Source organism: Paraburkholderia sp. GAS199 (assembly GCF_050436585.1).
Classification (GTDB): domain Bacteria; phylum Pseudomonadota; class Gammaproteobacteria; order Burkholderiales; family Burkholderiaceae; genus Paraburkholderia.
The window spans coordinates 182,337-197,282 of the sequence record NZ_JBNDMM010000004.1 but is presented as its reverse complement, the minus strand read 5'-3'; the positions used below and the strand labels follow the sequence as shown (position 1 = coordinate 197,282).

General features: G+C 64.6%; 11 protein-coding genes. 10 read left to right on the top strand and 1 reads right to left on the bottom strand.

Features of this window, described 5'->3' with window-relative positions; translation table 11 throughout:
- Positions 1-192 precede the first annotated feature (192 nt).
- The 3 genes from P3T18_RS17805 to P3T18_RS17795 all read left to right on the top strand — a co-directional run bounded on the left by P3T18_RS17805 (position 193) and on the right by P3T18_RS17795 (position 2,442).
- Positions 193-1,395 (top strand): ammonium transporter, encoded by a 1,203-nt coding sequence (locus P3T18_RS17805; protein ID WP_429301283.1) that lies wholly within the window; start codon positions 193-195, stop codon positions 1,393-1,395.
- A gap of 157 nt (positions 1,396-1,552) precedes the next feature.
- Positions 1,553-1,933 (top strand): fluoride efflux transporter CrcB, encoded by a 381-nt coding sequence (gene crcB, locus P3T18_RS17800; protein WP_429301282.1) that lies wholly within the window; start codon positions 1,553-1,555, stop codon positions 1,931-1,933.
- A 221-nt stretch (positions 1,934-2,154) separates the two neighbouring features.
- Positions 2,155-2,442 (top strand): GCG_CRPN prefix-to-repeats domain-containing protein, encoded by a 288-nt coding sequence (locus tag P3T18_RS17795; RefSeq protein ID WP_429301281.1) that lies wholly within the window; start codon positions 2,155-2,157, stop codon positions 2,440-2,442.
- Between the two features lie 24 nt (positions 2,443-2,466).
- Here P3T18_RS17795 and P3T18_RS17790 read toward each other — a convergent pair whose 3' ends face one another.
- Entirely contained in the window at positions 2,467-2,661 is a 195-nt protein-coding gene (locus P3T18_RS17790; protein ID WP_429301280.1) for a hypothetical protein, read from the bottom strand.
- Here P3T18_RS17790 and P3T18_RS17785 point away from each other — a divergent pair.
- From P3T18_RS17785 to P3T18_RS17755, 7 genes are all read left to right on the top strand, one after another.
- On the top strand, positions 2,660-2,866 hold the full coding sequence (locus P3T18_RS17785) for a hypothetical protein (RefSeq protein WP_429301279.1): 207 nt from the start codon (positions 2,660-2,662) through the stop codon (positions 2,864-2,866). The two genes, P3T18_RS17790 and P3T18_RS17785, sit on opposite strands and share 2 nt — an antisense overlap.
- 118 nt (positions 2,867-2,984) lie before the next feature.
- Positions 2,985-4,328 carry a sensor histidine kinase gene (locus P3T18_RS17780; protein WP_429301278.1) on the top strand — a complete coding sequence of 448 codons (1,344 nt, stop codon included), beginning with the start codon at positions 2,985-2,987 and terminating at the stop codon, positions 4,326-4,328.
- 77 nt (positions 4,329-4,405) lie between these two features.
- Positions 4,406-5,089, top strand: coding sequence for a response regulator transcription factor (locus P3T18_RS17775; protein WP_429301277.1), 684 nt, complete (start codon positions 4,406-4,408; stop codon positions 5,087-5,089).
- Between the two features lie 565 nt (positions 5,090-5,654).
- Positions 5,655-6,491, top strand: a complete 837-nt coding sequence (locus tag P3T18_RS17770) for an IclR family transcriptional regulator (RefSeq protein WP_429301276.1) — start codon at positions 5,655-5,657, stop codon at positions 6,489-6,491.
- Positions 6,492-7,004: 513 nt separating this feature from the next.
- Positions 7,005-8,441, top strand: a complete 1,437-nt coding sequence (locus tag P3T18_RS17765) for an MdtA/MuxA family multidrug efflux RND transporter periplasmic adaptor subunit (RefSeq protein ID WP_429301275.1) — start codon at positions 7,005-7,007, stop codon at positions 8,439-8,441.
- An 18-nt stretch (positions 8,442-8,459) separates the two neighbouring features.
- Positions 8,460-11,594 carry an MdtB/MuxB family multidrug efflux RND transporter permease subunit gene (locus P3T18_RS17760; RefSeq protein ID WP_429301274.1) on the top strand — a complete coding sequence of 1,045 codons (3,135 nt, stop codon included), beginning with the start codon at positions 8,460-8,462 and terminating at the stop codon, positions 11,592-11,594.
- Positions 11,595-11,597: 3 nt separating this feature from the next.
- Positions 11,598-14,939, top strand: a complete 3,342-nt coding sequence (locus P3T18_RS17755) for an efflux RND transporter permease subunit (protein ID WP_429301273.1) — start codon at positions 11,598-11,600, stop codon at positions 14,937-14,939.
- The last annotated feature ends 7 nt before the right edge of the window (positions 14,940-14,946 follow it).

Below are 14,946 nucleotides of genomic sequence, written 5' to 3'. Positions count from 1 at the left end.
GCCGATTTTCATGCACTTATTTTGTGCTTTTTCATCGCATTTCCAGTGCACGATTAATCGACCAGATTTCGCCCGGCATAAATCAGAATCCCAAGCCGGTGCGGTTTTGCACCTTATTCAAGCCTGATGGCACAAGTTTGGCCCGCTTCTTGCATTCAATGCCCGCTTTTTTGGCATACGCAGGACATACCGATGGACAGTCTGAAAACCGGCACCGATACGCTCTTTCTGCTGCTCGGCGCCGCCATGGTGCTCGCCATGCACGCGGGCTTCGCGTTCCTTGAACTCGGCACCGTTCGCAAGAAAAACCAGGTCAACGCGCTGGTCAAGATTCTGGTGGACTTCTCGGTCTCGACCATCGCCTATTTCTTTATCGGCTACACGATTGCCTACGGCGTGCAGTTCTTCGGCAACGCCGAATCGCTCGCCGCGCATAACGGCTATGCCCTGGTGCGCTTCTTTTTCCTGCTGACGTTCGCGGCGGCGATTCCCGCCATCGTCTCGGGCGGCATCGCCGAGCGCTCCAAGTTCAACCCGCAACTCTTCGCGACGTTCGTGCTGGTCGGCTTCGTCTATCCGTTCTTCGAAGGCATTGCGTGGAACGACCGTTTCGGCATCCAGACATGGCTCACGCAGATTTTCGGCGCGCCGTTTCACGACTTCGCCGGCTCGGTGGTCGTGCACGCGTTCGGCGGCTGGGTCGCGTTGCCGGCCGTGATCCTGCTCGGCGCGCGCCACGGCCGCTATCACCGTGACGGCGGGATCGCTGCGCATCCGCCGTCGAACATTCCGTTTCTCGCGCTGGGCGCGTGGGTGCTGGCGGTCGGCTGGTTCGGCTTCAACGTGATGAGCGCGCAGACCATCGACAAGATCAGCGGCCTCGTCGCCGTGAATTCGCTGATGGCGATGGTGGGCGGCACCTTGACGGCCTGGCTGGCGGGTCGCAACGACCCCGGCTTTACCTACAACGGTCCGCTCGCCGGACTGGTGGCCGTCTGCGCCGGCTCCGACGTGATGCATCCGCTCGGCGCGCTCGTGACTGGCGGCATCGCCGGCGTGCTGTTCGTCTACATGTTCACCTGCGTGCAGAACCGCTGGCGCATCGACGACGTGCTCGGCGTCTGGCCGCTGCACGGCCTGTGCGGCGCGTGGGGCGGACTGGCGGCGGGCATTTTCGGACTGCACGCGCTGGGCGGCATGGGCGGCGTGTCGTTCGGCTCGCAACTGGTCGGCACGGTCGGCGGCATCGTGGTGGCGTCGCTGGGCGGCACGATCGTGTACGGCGCGATCCGCCTGACGGTGGGCTTGCGGCTCGATCAGGAAGACGAATACAACGGCGCGGACCTGTCGATCCACAAGATTTCGTCGACGCCGGAGCGCGAAAGCGTCGGCTGAACCGTCTCCGGTGCAACGGAAGGCGCGCGCCACGGCGCCCGGCCTTCCCTGACCCCATATGCCGTCGGTGATAGACTCGCCGCAGCGCCTCGCACTGCGGCGCTTCCGGTTTTTCGACATTCCGTCGGCAACCAGGTCCTCGTCAGAGACGTCACCTATGTACATGTCCTTTCTCGCGGTCGGCATCGGCGGCGCACTCGGGTCGTTGTTCCGCTGGTTTCTCGGCATCCGTCTGAATGGCGTCTTCGCCGGTCTGCCGCTCGGCACGTTCGCGGCCAACGTGATCGCGGGTTATGTGATCGGCGTGGCGGTGGCCGGCTTCGCGCGCGCGCCGCAACTGTCGCCCGAATGGCGGCTCTTCGTGATCACAGGTCTGATGGGCGGACTGTCGACCTTCTCGACCTTTTCCGCAGAAGTCGTCCAACGGCTTCAGGACGGCCGGCTTGGCTGGGCCGCGGGCGAAGTGGTGATCCACGTCGCGGCCTCGGTCGTCATGACCATTCTCGGCATCGCCACGGTGGCATTGTTCACGCGCTGATCTTGCGCTGATCTTGCATCTGACCGGCGCGCGGATGGATACCCCACTCTCGTAACGACGCGCAACGCGGCCCTTGCCGCCGCTGCCACATCACCGCGCGCCCAAGCAGCGACGCCGGAAACGCCGCGCTCATTTTCCGCTAAGTCTGCGGTTCCACACTGCTCCCACCAGCAGACGACATCGATCTGCTGTCGATCTCAACGGATAAAGAGGAGCACATCGTGAACCGCACCAAACTCACATTGATCGGCGTGGCGACGGCCGCGTCGCTGTTCGTGACCGGCTATGCGCAGGCCGCACAGGGTTGCGGCCCGAACGGCTGGCGCAATGCGTGGGGCGTATGCCGCTACGCCGCGCCCGTCATCATTCAAGCGGCGCCGGTGATTTACACCCCGCCGCCCGTGGTCGCTTCGCCGTACGCCTGCCCGCCGGGGTCCTGGCTCGGTCCGTGGGGCCATTGCCGCAACACGCCGTATCACGGCCGTCTGCCGAACGGTCAATGGCAATGAAGCACGGGCGCGCGGCCCGGCCTTTCACCGCTGTTTTTTCTTCTTGCGTGCGATGGATCGCGGCCATCGCACGCGCGCATTTTGCAGGTTCGCATTCGCGTCACGGCCCCTGACACAGCCCTTGAGCGCGGCGCTCATTTTCTGCTCATTCTCGCGCACGAAGATAGGTCGAACGAATCGACGATTCGCCCCAATCGACCAATCAAGGACGCTCATCATGTTCCCACTCTTCAACCGTCGCGCAGTCTCGCTACTCGTCACGAGCGATAACGCCGCCGTCATCGTGATGTCCGCGCCGGCACCAACACTTACCCTCGACACGACCGACACCACGCACGCCGACCACACGAAGCCGTCCGAACAACGGGCCGCGAGCTACGAAGAGATGCTTCCGTATCTCGTGCTGGCGATGGCCGCCATCTGAAGCCGGCGTCGCGCAACGGTATAGTCGATAAGCGATCCCCGGCCGCGCCGCTCCTGCTACCCTTGACGCCAACCGCTTCTGCCAACCGATTTTGCCAACCGCTCTGCCCGAGCCTGACATGCTCAAATCGCTGCGCAATCAACTCGTGATCGCTCTCGGCCTCGTGGTCAGCCTGTTTGCCATCGCGCAGGGCGTGAGTTCTTATCAGTTCTGCGTGGCCGGCATGAGCGCGGTGCTCGACCTGCGCATGGAGCAGGTCGCGTCGCGCATGCGCGGCGGATTCGGCGACAGCATTCCGGCCTTCCCCGCACGCGGCTCGCAGGATGCCCGCGATATTTTCATCGTGATCTGGAAGGACGGCGAGACCGTGCCGGTGCGTTCCACCGAACCGTCGTTGACGCTGCCACGGGACGCCGACGCGGGTTTCACGTCGCCCGAGGTCAACGGCGAAGGCTGGCGTCTCTACACGAGCCGCGAAGGCGACCGGACCATCCAGATCGCGCAACGCCTCTCGGTGCGCCACGAGATCGAAGAAGCGGCCGCGACGCGAACCCTGTGGCCGATCGTCGTGCTGATCCCGCTCGTCTGGGTTGCCGTGATCGTCGTGGTGAGCCGTTCGTTGCGGCACTTGAACCAACTCGGCAAGCAGGCGCAGCGCATCGACGCGAATCGTCTGCAAGCGCTGCCGCTGGCCGGTGTGCCGACCGAACTGCTGCCCTTCGTCCGCTCGATCAATCTGATGATCCAGCGGCTCGCGCGCTCCATCGAGAGCGAGCGCAAATTCATTTCCGACGCGGCGCACGAGTTGCGCACGCCGCTCACCGCGTTGCAACTGCAAGCCGACAACCTGCAGCGCGACATCGCGCCGAGCAATCAGGAACGCTTTCGCGCCCTGCAAGGCGGCATCGCGCGCAGCAGCAACCTGATTTCGCAACTGCTGCGGCTGGCGCGCGCAGACGCGCCGCCGGTCGGAGCGGGCATGGCGCGCGCGATGGAAAGTGTCGATGTCGGCGCCGCCGTGGTCGACGCGATTGCCGACGTGCTGCCCATCGCCATGCAACGCGGCATCGACATCGGCGCGGACGAGATGGCCGACGCCCGCGTGCATGCCATCGGACTCGACATCGCCACGGTCATCAAGAATCTCGTGGGCAACGCCGTGCGTTACACGCCCGACGGCGGCAAAATAGATCTGTCGACGCGTCTTCGCGACAGGATGGTCGAAATTGAGGTGGCCGACACCGGGCCGGGCATCGACGAAGCGCTGTTGCCGCGCGTGTTCGACCGCTTCTTTCGCGCCAACACGGAGATCGAAGGCAGCGGACTCGGGCTGTCGATCGTCAAGGCGATCGTCACGCGGTATGGCGGCACGGTGAGCCTGCGCAACCGCAACGATGGCCAGTCGGGCATCGTCGCGACGGTCGGCTTGCCGCTCGAAGCGGACAGTGCCACCCAGCCGTAGCTGCATCGTCATCGTCGTCATCGCAGCGCCGCCGAGGTCGAGGCGCGTCCCATCTCACGATTGCCGAGGGAGTCCCCATGCGAGTCCTGCTAATCGAAGACGATCTCCAGATTGGTCAAAGCCTGCTGCGCGCGCTGAAAGACGCCGAGTTCAGCGTCGACTGGGTGCGCGACGGTCTGGCCGGACGCAACGCGCTGGCCGACACGGAGTACACGGTCGTGCTGCTGGATCTCGGCTTGCCCGGCATGGGCGGCATCGAATTGCTGAAGTCGGCGCGGGCGTCGGGCAATGCCGTGCCGGTTCTCATTCTGACCGCGCGCGACGATCTCGACTCGCGCGTGGAAGGCCTCGACGTCGGCGCGGACGACTATCTGCTCAAACCCTTCGACGTGCCCGAAGTGCTCGCGCGCATTCGCGCGGTGATCCGGCGTAAGGCCGGCTACGCGTCTTCGCGTCTGGGCGACGCGTCGCTCTGCCTCGATCTCGACAAACGCACCCTCACCTGCAACGGCGCCACGACACCGCTTTCCGCGCGCGAATTCGCCTTGATGCTGGCGTTTCTCGAACGTCCCGGCACGATCCTCTCGCGCAAGCAGCTCGAAGACCGTCTGTACGGCTGGGGTAAGGAGGTCGAAAGCAATGCGGTGGACGTGCTGATCCATTCCGTGCGCAAGAAATTCGGTCTTGCCGTGATCCACAACGTGCGCGGATTGGGCTGGACCGTGATGCTCGGCGAAACCGGCAAAGGCGCGACGGCCTAGGCGCCTCTTCTTTGCGGCTAAAGCCGCGCCGCGGTTCTAGGGGAATACGCCGGTTTGTCGTCTACGAACAGGGCGACGGCGTTCACGCCGGTCACGCTTGTGACTCAATGGGAAGTGACGGATGAAAAAAAAGGCGTCACGTTTCCGTGACGCCTTGAAAAGTTCTAGCCATTCCGAGGGCCGTGCTAGAACCTGAGAGACGGTATTTCGAAAGTGTGGACGGCGCTGATGAAGAGCATGATGCGGAATGCGGGCCAGTACTAAACAAACGCTGGCAAGTACTAAACAGCATGCCAGGCGGGCCACACATCGCTTCAGAATGTTTCAACTGGAGAAGCGCAAATCGTCTTTCGAAATGTGATTCCATTTTTTATGGTTATGCTGACTAAGTCAAGCAAAATCTAAAGAGCACTGAATCGGTTCAGCAAAATATTCCGATACAATGAATCTTCTGATGAAAAATGGACTTTCACCGCTAACAAAGGGCTTTCAGGAGGCCTTTGCGGATAGGCAGCAATGATCCGCAAAATTAATAAATCGAAATCTAGTTTCACAAAAGACCAAAATGACACGACCCACGCTTCCCCGTAGCGCTGCGGATTCGCTGAGAGAAAAAGACGGTTCCGGTGACGAAGTCACTGCGCTGGCACGCGGCTTGACCGTGCTGCGAGCCGTCGCGGCCGCCGACGCACCACTCAGTAACCGTGAGTTGACGGAACTGACCGGCATTCCCAAACCCACCGTTTCACGCATCACGGCCACGCTCGTCGGCGCAGGCTTCCTGTTCCGGCTGCCGGACAGCGAGCGTTTCGTGCTGACCTCCTCCGTGCTGGAACTGAGCAACGGCTTTCTGCGCAACTTCGACATCCGCGCGCGCGCGCGGCCCTTCCTGATCGAGCTGGCCGAGCGCACCGCGCTATCGGTACACCTGGCCGTGCGCGACCGGCTCGACATGGTGGTCATCGACGCGATCCGGCCGCGTTCCGCCGTGCTGGTCTCGCGCCTCGAAATCGGCTCGCGCATGAATCTGAGCCGTACCGCGATCGGCCGCGCCTATCTGGCGGCACTCTCACACGAAGATCGCGACAAGCTGCTGATCGGCCTGCAAGCCGCCGAGGGCGACGACTGGGGCTACGTCAGCGCCCGCCTCGACGAAGCGCTCAAGGAAACCGTCGAGCAGGGTTTCGCCATCGCCACCGGCGAATGGTACGACGGGCTGAACGCGATCGCAGCGGGCTTCACCGGCCCGTCGGGCGAGCGCTACGCCGTCAACTGCGGCGGTTCGGCCGACCAGTGTCCGCGCGACTGGCTGATCTCGCGCGCGGCGCCGGCCCTGATGGAATGTATCAGCAAGATCACTCTGGAGATCGGCGGCACGCCAGGCCGCCGCCTCGACGCCTGAACCGCGCCGACGCTCCTGTCAGCGCCGCCGCTACTGCCACTGTCTGACGGCCGCCCTTGCGCGGCCGTCGGCACGAATGCGCGCCTTGCCATTCTGTAACCTTCGTAATCAAAAGAAAAATACTCCGGTGGACTGTTACAGAGCCCGCGACGTAGGATCATGCATTCCCGTCGCGGGGGCGCTCGCCCGGGTTGCGGCCGGATCGCCGTTGCGCAGCGCTGCGGGCCATTGCAGACCGCCGTTCCAGCGTGCTGTCGGGGCCAGCCGTGACGGCTCGCGGTGACGGCGTGCCGTCATCGTCATCCGGTAACGGGCTGCCCTGGCGGTTTCCGGGCAGCCGCTTCGTGCATTAACATCCTTGTCCCGCGCCTCGGGTAGCATCGCGCTGAACATTCGCGATGTCCCCGCTGTCGAAACCGCCTGCTATGCCGCCTGCGGGTCGATCCGCGTCACTCTTCGAGCGGCTCACTCGTACGAGCGGCTCACATCAAAGCCAGCCACCAGACCGAACCGATGGACGAACAACAAAAGCATTCGGAAACTTCACGCCCGACCACACCGGCTCCGCAACCCGCTTCCACCACGCGGCCCGCCGGCAGTCCACCGAATCCGCCGGGCGGTCCCAGGCGGCATCGTGGCCGCACGATCGCGCTGATCGTCGTGGTCCTGATCGTGCTGGGCGTCGTGCTGTGGCGCTGGCATCCGTGGGGCGCGCCGGCGGGTGGCGCGAGCGGAGCAGCCGGGGCAAGCGGCGCGAGCGCCGGCCGTGCAGGTCGCGCGGGCCGCGGCGGCGCAATGGCGAACATGCCGCAACCGGTGCACGTGGCAGCCGCCACGCAAGGCGAAATGCCGGTGGTGCTCACCGCGCTCGGCACGGTCACGCCGCTCGCCAACGTCACCGTGTTGCCGCAGCTGAGCGGCACCTTGCAGGACGTGTATTTCAAGGAAGGCCAGATGGTCAGGAAAGGCGACGTGCTCGCCCAGATCGACCCGCGCCCGTATCAGATCTCGCTGGATAACGCGCAAGGCACGCTGGCGCGCGACGAAGCGCTGCTGCAAACCGCCCGCCTCGATCTGAAGCGCTACCAGACGCTGCTGTCGCAGGACTCGATCGCGAGCCAGCAGGTCGATACGCAGGCTTCGCTGGTCAAGCAATACGAAGGCACGGTGAAGTCCGACAAAGCCAACATCGACACCTACAAGCTCGACCTCATCTACGCACGCATCACGGCGCCGGTCTCCGGGCGTGTGGGTCTGCGCCAGGTCGATCCGGGCAACTACGTCACGCCGAGCCTGAGCACGGGCATCGTGGTGATCACGCAATTGCAGCCGATCAGCGTGATCTTCACCACCTCCGAAGACAACCTGCAGCAGATCCTCCAGCAGACGCAGACCGGCGCGAAGCTCTCGGTCACCGCGTACGACCGCAGCAACACCACGTCGCTCGAAGGCGGCATGCTCGAAACGCTGGACAACCAGATCGACACCACCACCGGCACGGTCAAGCTGCGCGCGATTTTCCAGAACGACAAGAACGTGCTGTTCCCGAACCAGTTCGTCAACACGCGCCTGCTGGTGGACACCATCAAGAACGCCGTGATCGTGCCGACACCGGCGGTGCTGAACGGCTCGATGGGCACCTTCGTGTACGTGGTGAAGCCGGACAACACCGTTACGGTGCGCCAGGTCAAGATCGGTCCGGTGGACGGCGAACGCACCAGCATCAAGTCGGGCCTGCAGGTCGGCGAGCGCGTCGTGATCGACGGTTCGGACCGCCTCAAGGAAGGCGCGAAGATCACGATCCCGGCCGACAAACCGCGCGGCGCCTCGGGCGCACGCGGCGCACAGGCCGCTTCGGGCGCCAGCAGCGCCAACGTGGCGGACGCGGCTTCGGGCGCATCCGGCGCACACGGACATCATCGCAAACACGCGGCGCAAGCCTCGGAATAAAGGCACGGCCACTACCGCATGAATCCATCCCGCGCCTTTATTCTGCGTCCCGTCGGCACCGCCTTGCTGATGGCGGCGATCATGCTGGTCGGTCTCGTCGCGCTGCGTTTCCTGCCGCTCTCCGCGCTGCCCGAGGTCGACTATCCGACCATCCAGGTGCAGACCTTCTATCCGGGCGCGAGCCCGGACGTGATGACGTCCTCGGTCACCGCGCCGCTCGAACGCCAGTTCGGGCAGATGCCGTCGCTCAACCAGATGTCGTCGCAAAGCTCGGCCGGCTCGTCGATCATCACGCTGCAGTTCAGCCTCGACCTGCCGCTCGATATCGCCGAACAGGAAGTGCAGGCCGCGATCAACGCAGCGGGCAACCTGCTGCCGTCCGACCTGCCCGCGCCGCCGATCTACGCCAAGGTCAATCCGGCCGACGCGCCGATCATCACGCTCGCCATCACGTCGAAAACGCTGCCTCTCACGCAGGTGCAGGATCTCGCCGACACGCGTCTCGCGCAGAAAATTTCGCAGGTGGCGGGTGTGGGTCTGGTGAGTCTGTCGGGCGGCCAGCGGCCGGCCGTGCGGATTCAGGCGAATCCGCGCGCGCTCGCCGCGTACGGTCTGAATCTCGACGACCTGCGCACCACCATCTCGAACCTGAACGTCAACACGCCGAAGGGTAATTTCGACGGTCCCACGCGCAACTACACGATCAACGCAAACGACCAGCTGACCGACGCCGACGCCTACAAGAGCGCGGTAGTGGCCTACAAGAACGGCCGCGCGGTGATGCTCACCGACGTCGCGACCATCGTGCAGGGCGCGGAGAACACCAAGCTCGGCGCCTGGGTGAACAACACGCCGGCCATCATCCTGAACGTGCAGCGCCAGCCCGGCGCCAACGTGATCCAGGTGGTCGACAGCATCAAGGCGCTGCTGCCGCAACTGCAGCAGTCGCTGCCCGCCGCGCTCGACGTGCAGGTCGTCACCGACCGCACCACCACGATCCGCGCATCGGTGCGCGACGTGCAGTTCGAACTGGCCATGTCGGTGGTGCTGGTGGTCATGGTGATGTATCTGTTCCTCGCCAACATCTACGCCACCATCATCCCGAGTCTTTCGGTGCCGCTCTCGCTGATCGGCACGCTCGCCGTGATGTACCTGTGCGGCTTCTCGCTCGACAATCTCTCGCTGATGGCGCTGACCATCGCCACCGGCTTCGTCGTGGACGACGCGATCGTGATGATCGAGAACATCGCGCGTTACGTCGAAGAAGGCGAAGCGCCGCTGGAGGCGGCGCTCAAGGGCTCGAAACAGATCGGCTTCACGATCATTTCGCTGACCGTCTCGCTGATCGCCGTGCTGATTCCGCTGCTCTTCATGGGCGACGTGGTGGGCCGGCTGTTCCACGAATTCGCCATTACGCTCGCCGTGACGATCGTGATTTCGGCGGTCGTCTCGCTCACCCTCGTGCCGATGATGTGCGCCAAACTCCTGCGCCACACGCCGCCGCACGAGAGCCACCGTTTCGAAGCCAAGGCGCACCGCGCGATCGACTGGGTGATCGCCCGCTACGCGGTGGCGCTCACGTGGGTGCTCAACCGGCAGCGCTCCACCCTGGTCGTCGCGCTGCTCACGCTGGTGCTGACCGGCGTGCTGTACGTCTTCATTCCGAAGGGCTTCTTTCCGGTGCAGGACACCGGCGTGATCCAGGCGATCACGCAGGCGCCGCAGTCGGTCTCGTATGCCTCGATGGCCGAACGCCAGCAGCAACTCGCCGCCCAGATCCTGAAGAACCCCGACGTGGAAAGCCTCACGTCGTTCATCGGCGTGGACGGCAGCAACATCACGCTGAACAGCGGCCGCATGCTGATCAACCTGAAGCCGCGCGACGACCGCAGCAGCACCGCGAGCGACGTGATCCGCCAGTTGCAGCAGGACGTGGCCCACATTCCGGGCGCGTCGCTGTATATGCAGCCAGTGCAGGATCTGACCATCGACTCCACGGTCAGCCCTACGCAGTACCAGTTCATGCTGACCGATCCGAACATCAGCGAATTCTCGGCGTGGGTGCCCAAGCTGCTCGATCGCCTGAAGCAGTCGCCGGAACTCGCCGACGTCGCAACCGATCTGCAGGACAGCGGCCAGTCGGTCTACATCGAAATCGACCGCGCCACCGCGTCGCGTTACGGCATCACGCCGGCCACCGTCGATAGCGCGCTGTACGACGCTTTCGGTCAGCGCATCATCTCGACCATCTTCACGCAGTCGAACCAGTACCGCGTGATTCTGGAAGCGCAGCCCGAGATGCAGCACTACACCGAGTCGCTGAAGTCGATCTACCTGCCCTCTTCCACGTCGTCGGGCGGACAGGTGCCGCTTTCGTCGATCGCGCGGTTCATCGAGAAGCCGGCGCCCCTGCTCGTCTCGCACCTGAGCCAGTTCCCGGCCACCACCATCTCCTTCAACCTCGCGCCGGGTTCGTCGCTCGGTGCGGCGGTCAAGGCCATCGACCAGGCGGAGAAAGACATCGGCTTGCCGCAGTCGTTCCAGACGCGCTTCCAGGGCGCGGCGCTGGCGTTCCAGGCGTCGCTGTCGAACGAACTGTTCCTGATTCTCGCGGCTATCGTCACGATGTATATCGTGCTCGGCGTGCTCTACGAGAGCTTCATCCACCCGATCACGATTCTCTCCACGCTGCCTTCGGCCGGTGTCGGCGCGCTGCTCGCGCTGCTCATCACCGGGCACGATCTGGACATCATCGGCATCATCGGTATCGTCCTGCTGATCGGTATCGTGAAGAAGAACGCCATCATGATGATCGACTTCGCGCTCTACGCCGAGCGCGAGGAAGGCAAGTCGCCGCGCGAAGCCATCTACCAGGCGTGTCTGCTGCGCTTCCGGCCGATCCTGATGACCACGCTCGCCGCCCTGCTCGGCGCGCTGCCGCTGATGCTCGGCACCGGCGCCGGCTCGGAGTTGCGCCGTCCGCTCGGTATCGCCATCGCCGGCGGTCTGATCGTGAGCCAGTTGCTGACGCTGTTCACCACGCCCGTCATCTATCTCGGCTTCGACGCGCTGGCGCGCCGCGCACGCGCGCGCTTCCATCGTGGCGACACGCCCCGGAGCGCGCCGCCGCCCGCCACCGATGCAGGGAACTGAGCGATGAACCTGTCGCGTCCGTTTATCTCCCGTCCGGTCGCCACCACGTTGCTGGCGATCGGCATCGCGCTGGCCGGCATTTTCGCGTTCACCAAGCTGCCGGTGGCGCCGCTGCCGCAGGTCGATTTTCCGACCATTTCGGTGCAGGCCACCTTGCCGGGCGCGAGTCCCGACACGGTGGCGACCAGCGTCGCCAGTCCGCTCGAACGGCACCTCGGCTCGATTGCCGACGTCACCGAAATGACCTCGATGAGTTCGGTCGGCTCGACGCGCATCACCATGCAGTTCGGCCTGAACCGCGACATCGACGGCGCCGCGCGCGACGTGCAGGCGGCCATCAACGCCGCGCGCGCCGACCTGCCGGCCAGCCTGCGCAGCAATCCGACCTATCACAAGGTGAATCCGGCCGACGCGCCGATCCTGATTCTCGCGCTCACGTCCAAAACGCTCACCGCCGGTCAGTTGTACGACTCGGCGGCCACGGTCCTGCAACAGTCGCTTTCGCAGGTGGACGGCGTGGGTGAAGTGGACGTGAGCGGCTCGGCCAATCCGGCCGTGCGTGTCGAACTCGAACCGAACGCGCTGTCGCACTACGGCATCGGCCTCGAAGACGTGCGCGCCGCGCTCGCCGCCGCCAACGCGAACAGTCCGAAGGGCTCGATCGAGTTCGGCCCGAACCGCGTGCAGATCTACACCAACGACCAGGCGAGCAAGGCGGCGCAATACCGCGATCTGATCATCGCCTACCGTAACGGCTCGGCGGTCAAACTCTCCGACGTGGCCGAAGTGGTCGATTCGGTGGAAGACCTGCGCAACCTCGGCCTGTTCAACGGCAAGCGCTCGGTGCTGGTCATCCTGTACCGCCAGCCGGGCGCGAACATCATCGACACCATCGACCGCGTGACGGCCATGCTGCCGCGACTGCACGCGTCGCTGCCGGCGGATGTCGACATCGCCCCGGCCGCCGACCGCTCCACGACCATCCGCGCCTCGCTGAAAGACACCGAGCGCACGCTGGTGATCGCGGTGGCGCTGGTGGTGATGGTAGTGTTCCTGTTCCTGCGCAACTGGCGCGCCACGCTGATCCCGAGCGTGGCCGTGCCGATCTCGATCATCGGCACCTTCGGCGCGATGTACATGCTCGGCTTCTCGATCGACAACCTGTCGCTCATGGCCTTGACCATCGCAACCGGCTTCGTGGTGGACGACGCGATCGTGGTGCTGGAGAACATTTCCAGACACATCGAAAACGGCGTGCCGCGCATGAAGGCGGCCTTCCTCGGCGCGCGCGAAGTGGGCTTCACGGTGCTGTCCATCAGCATCTCGCTGGTCGCCGTGTTCCTGCCTATCCTGCTGATGGGCGGCATCGTCGGGCGGCTGTTCCGCGAATTCGCGCTCACACTGTCGCTCGCCATCGGCGTCTCGCTGATCGTCTCGCTCACGCTCACGCCCATGATGTGTTCGCGCCTGCTGCTCGAACATCACGAAAAGAAGGAAGAAGGACGCTTCGGCCGCTGGCTCGAACGCGGCTTCGCGTCGATGCAGCGCGGCTACGAGCGCTCGCTCGGCTGGGCGCTGCTGCATCCGCGCCTGATCGTCACCATTCTGCTGCTGACCATCGGCGTGAACGTGTGGCTGTACATCATCGTGCCGAAGGGCTTTTTCCCGCAGCAGGATACCGGCCGGCTGATCGGCGGCATTCAGGCCGACCAGGCCACCTCGTTCCAGGCCATGAAAGGCAAGTTCGCGCAGATGATGGAAATCGTCGGCAAGAACCCGGCGGTGGATAGCGTGGCGGGCTTCACCGGCGGGCGGCAGACCAACTCCGGCTTCATGTTCGTCACTCTGAAACCGAAGTCGGAGCGCAAGCTTTCCGCCGACCAGGTGATCCAGCAGTTGCGCGCGCCGCTCGGCGACGTGGCCGGCGCTCGCACGTTCCTGCAGGCGGTGCAGGATATCCGCGTGGGCGGCCGGCAATCGAACGCACAGTATCAGTTCACCCTGCTCGCCGACTCCACGCCCGATCTGTATCTGTGGGGACCGAAGCTGACCGAGGCGTTGCAGGCGCGCCCCGAACTTGCCGACGTCAACTCCGACCAGCAGCAAGGCGGCCTCGAAGCGATGGTCACGATCGACCGCGCCACCGCCTCGCGCCTGGGCATCAAGCCGGCCCAGATCGACAATACGCTGTACGACGCGTTCGGTCAGCGTCAGGTATCGACCATCTATAACCCGTTGAACCAGTATCACGTGGTGATGGAAGTCGCGCCGAAGTACTGGCAAAGCCCGGACATGCTCAAGCAGATCTACGTGAGCACGTCGGGCGGCAGCGCAAGCGGCGCGCAGACCACCAATGCGCCGGCCGGCACGGTCAGCACGAGCAGCAGCACCAGCACGTCGTCCACCACCGCGACCAGCGCCACCACGGGCGGCACGGCGGGCACCACGGCGTCGAGCGCGGCCAGCATCGCCGCCGACTCCGCGCGCAACCAGGCGATCAACTCGATCGCCGCGAGCGGCAAGTCGAGCGCGTCATCGGGAGCGGCCGTTTCCACCGCCAAGGAAACCATGGTGCCGCTCTCGGCCATCGCGAGCTTCGGGCCGGGCAGCACGCCGTTGTCGGTGAATCACCAGAGCCAGTTCGTGGCCTCCACGATCTCGTTCAACCTGCCGCCCGGCGTGTCGCTCTCCACCGCCACCCAGGCGATCTACGACACCATGGCGCAGATCGGCATGCCCGGCACCATCCACGGCAGCTTCCAGGGCACGGCCCAGGCCTTCCAGCAGTCGATGTCGGACCAGCCGATCCTGATTCTCGCCGCGCTGGCCGCCGTGTATATCGTGCTCGGCATGCTGTACGAGAGCTACATCCATCCGCTCACGATCCTGTCGACCTTGCCGTCGGCGGGCGTGGGGGCCTTGCTGGCGCTGCTGCTCTTCAAGACGGAGTTCAGCATCATCGCGCTGATCGGCGTGATCCTGCTGATCGGCATCGTGAAGAAAAACGCGATCATGATGGTCGACTTCGCGATCGAGGCATCGCGGCACGGCCTGTCGTCGCGCGATGCGATTTTCCAGGCGTGTCTGCTGCGCTTCCGGCCGATCATGATGACGACCTTCGCCGCCCTGCTCGGCGCCTTGCCGCTCGCGTTCGGTCATGGTGAAGGTGCGGAGCTGCGCGCGCCGCTGGGGATCGCCATCGTCGGCGGACTGATCGTGAGTCAGATGCTCACTCTCTACACCACGCCGGTGGTCTATCTCTACATGGACCGCATCCGCGTGCGCTGGGAATCGCGCAAGGCTCGCCGGGCGGCCGGCACGGGCGCGGGTACGGCTTCGACGTGATGGTCTG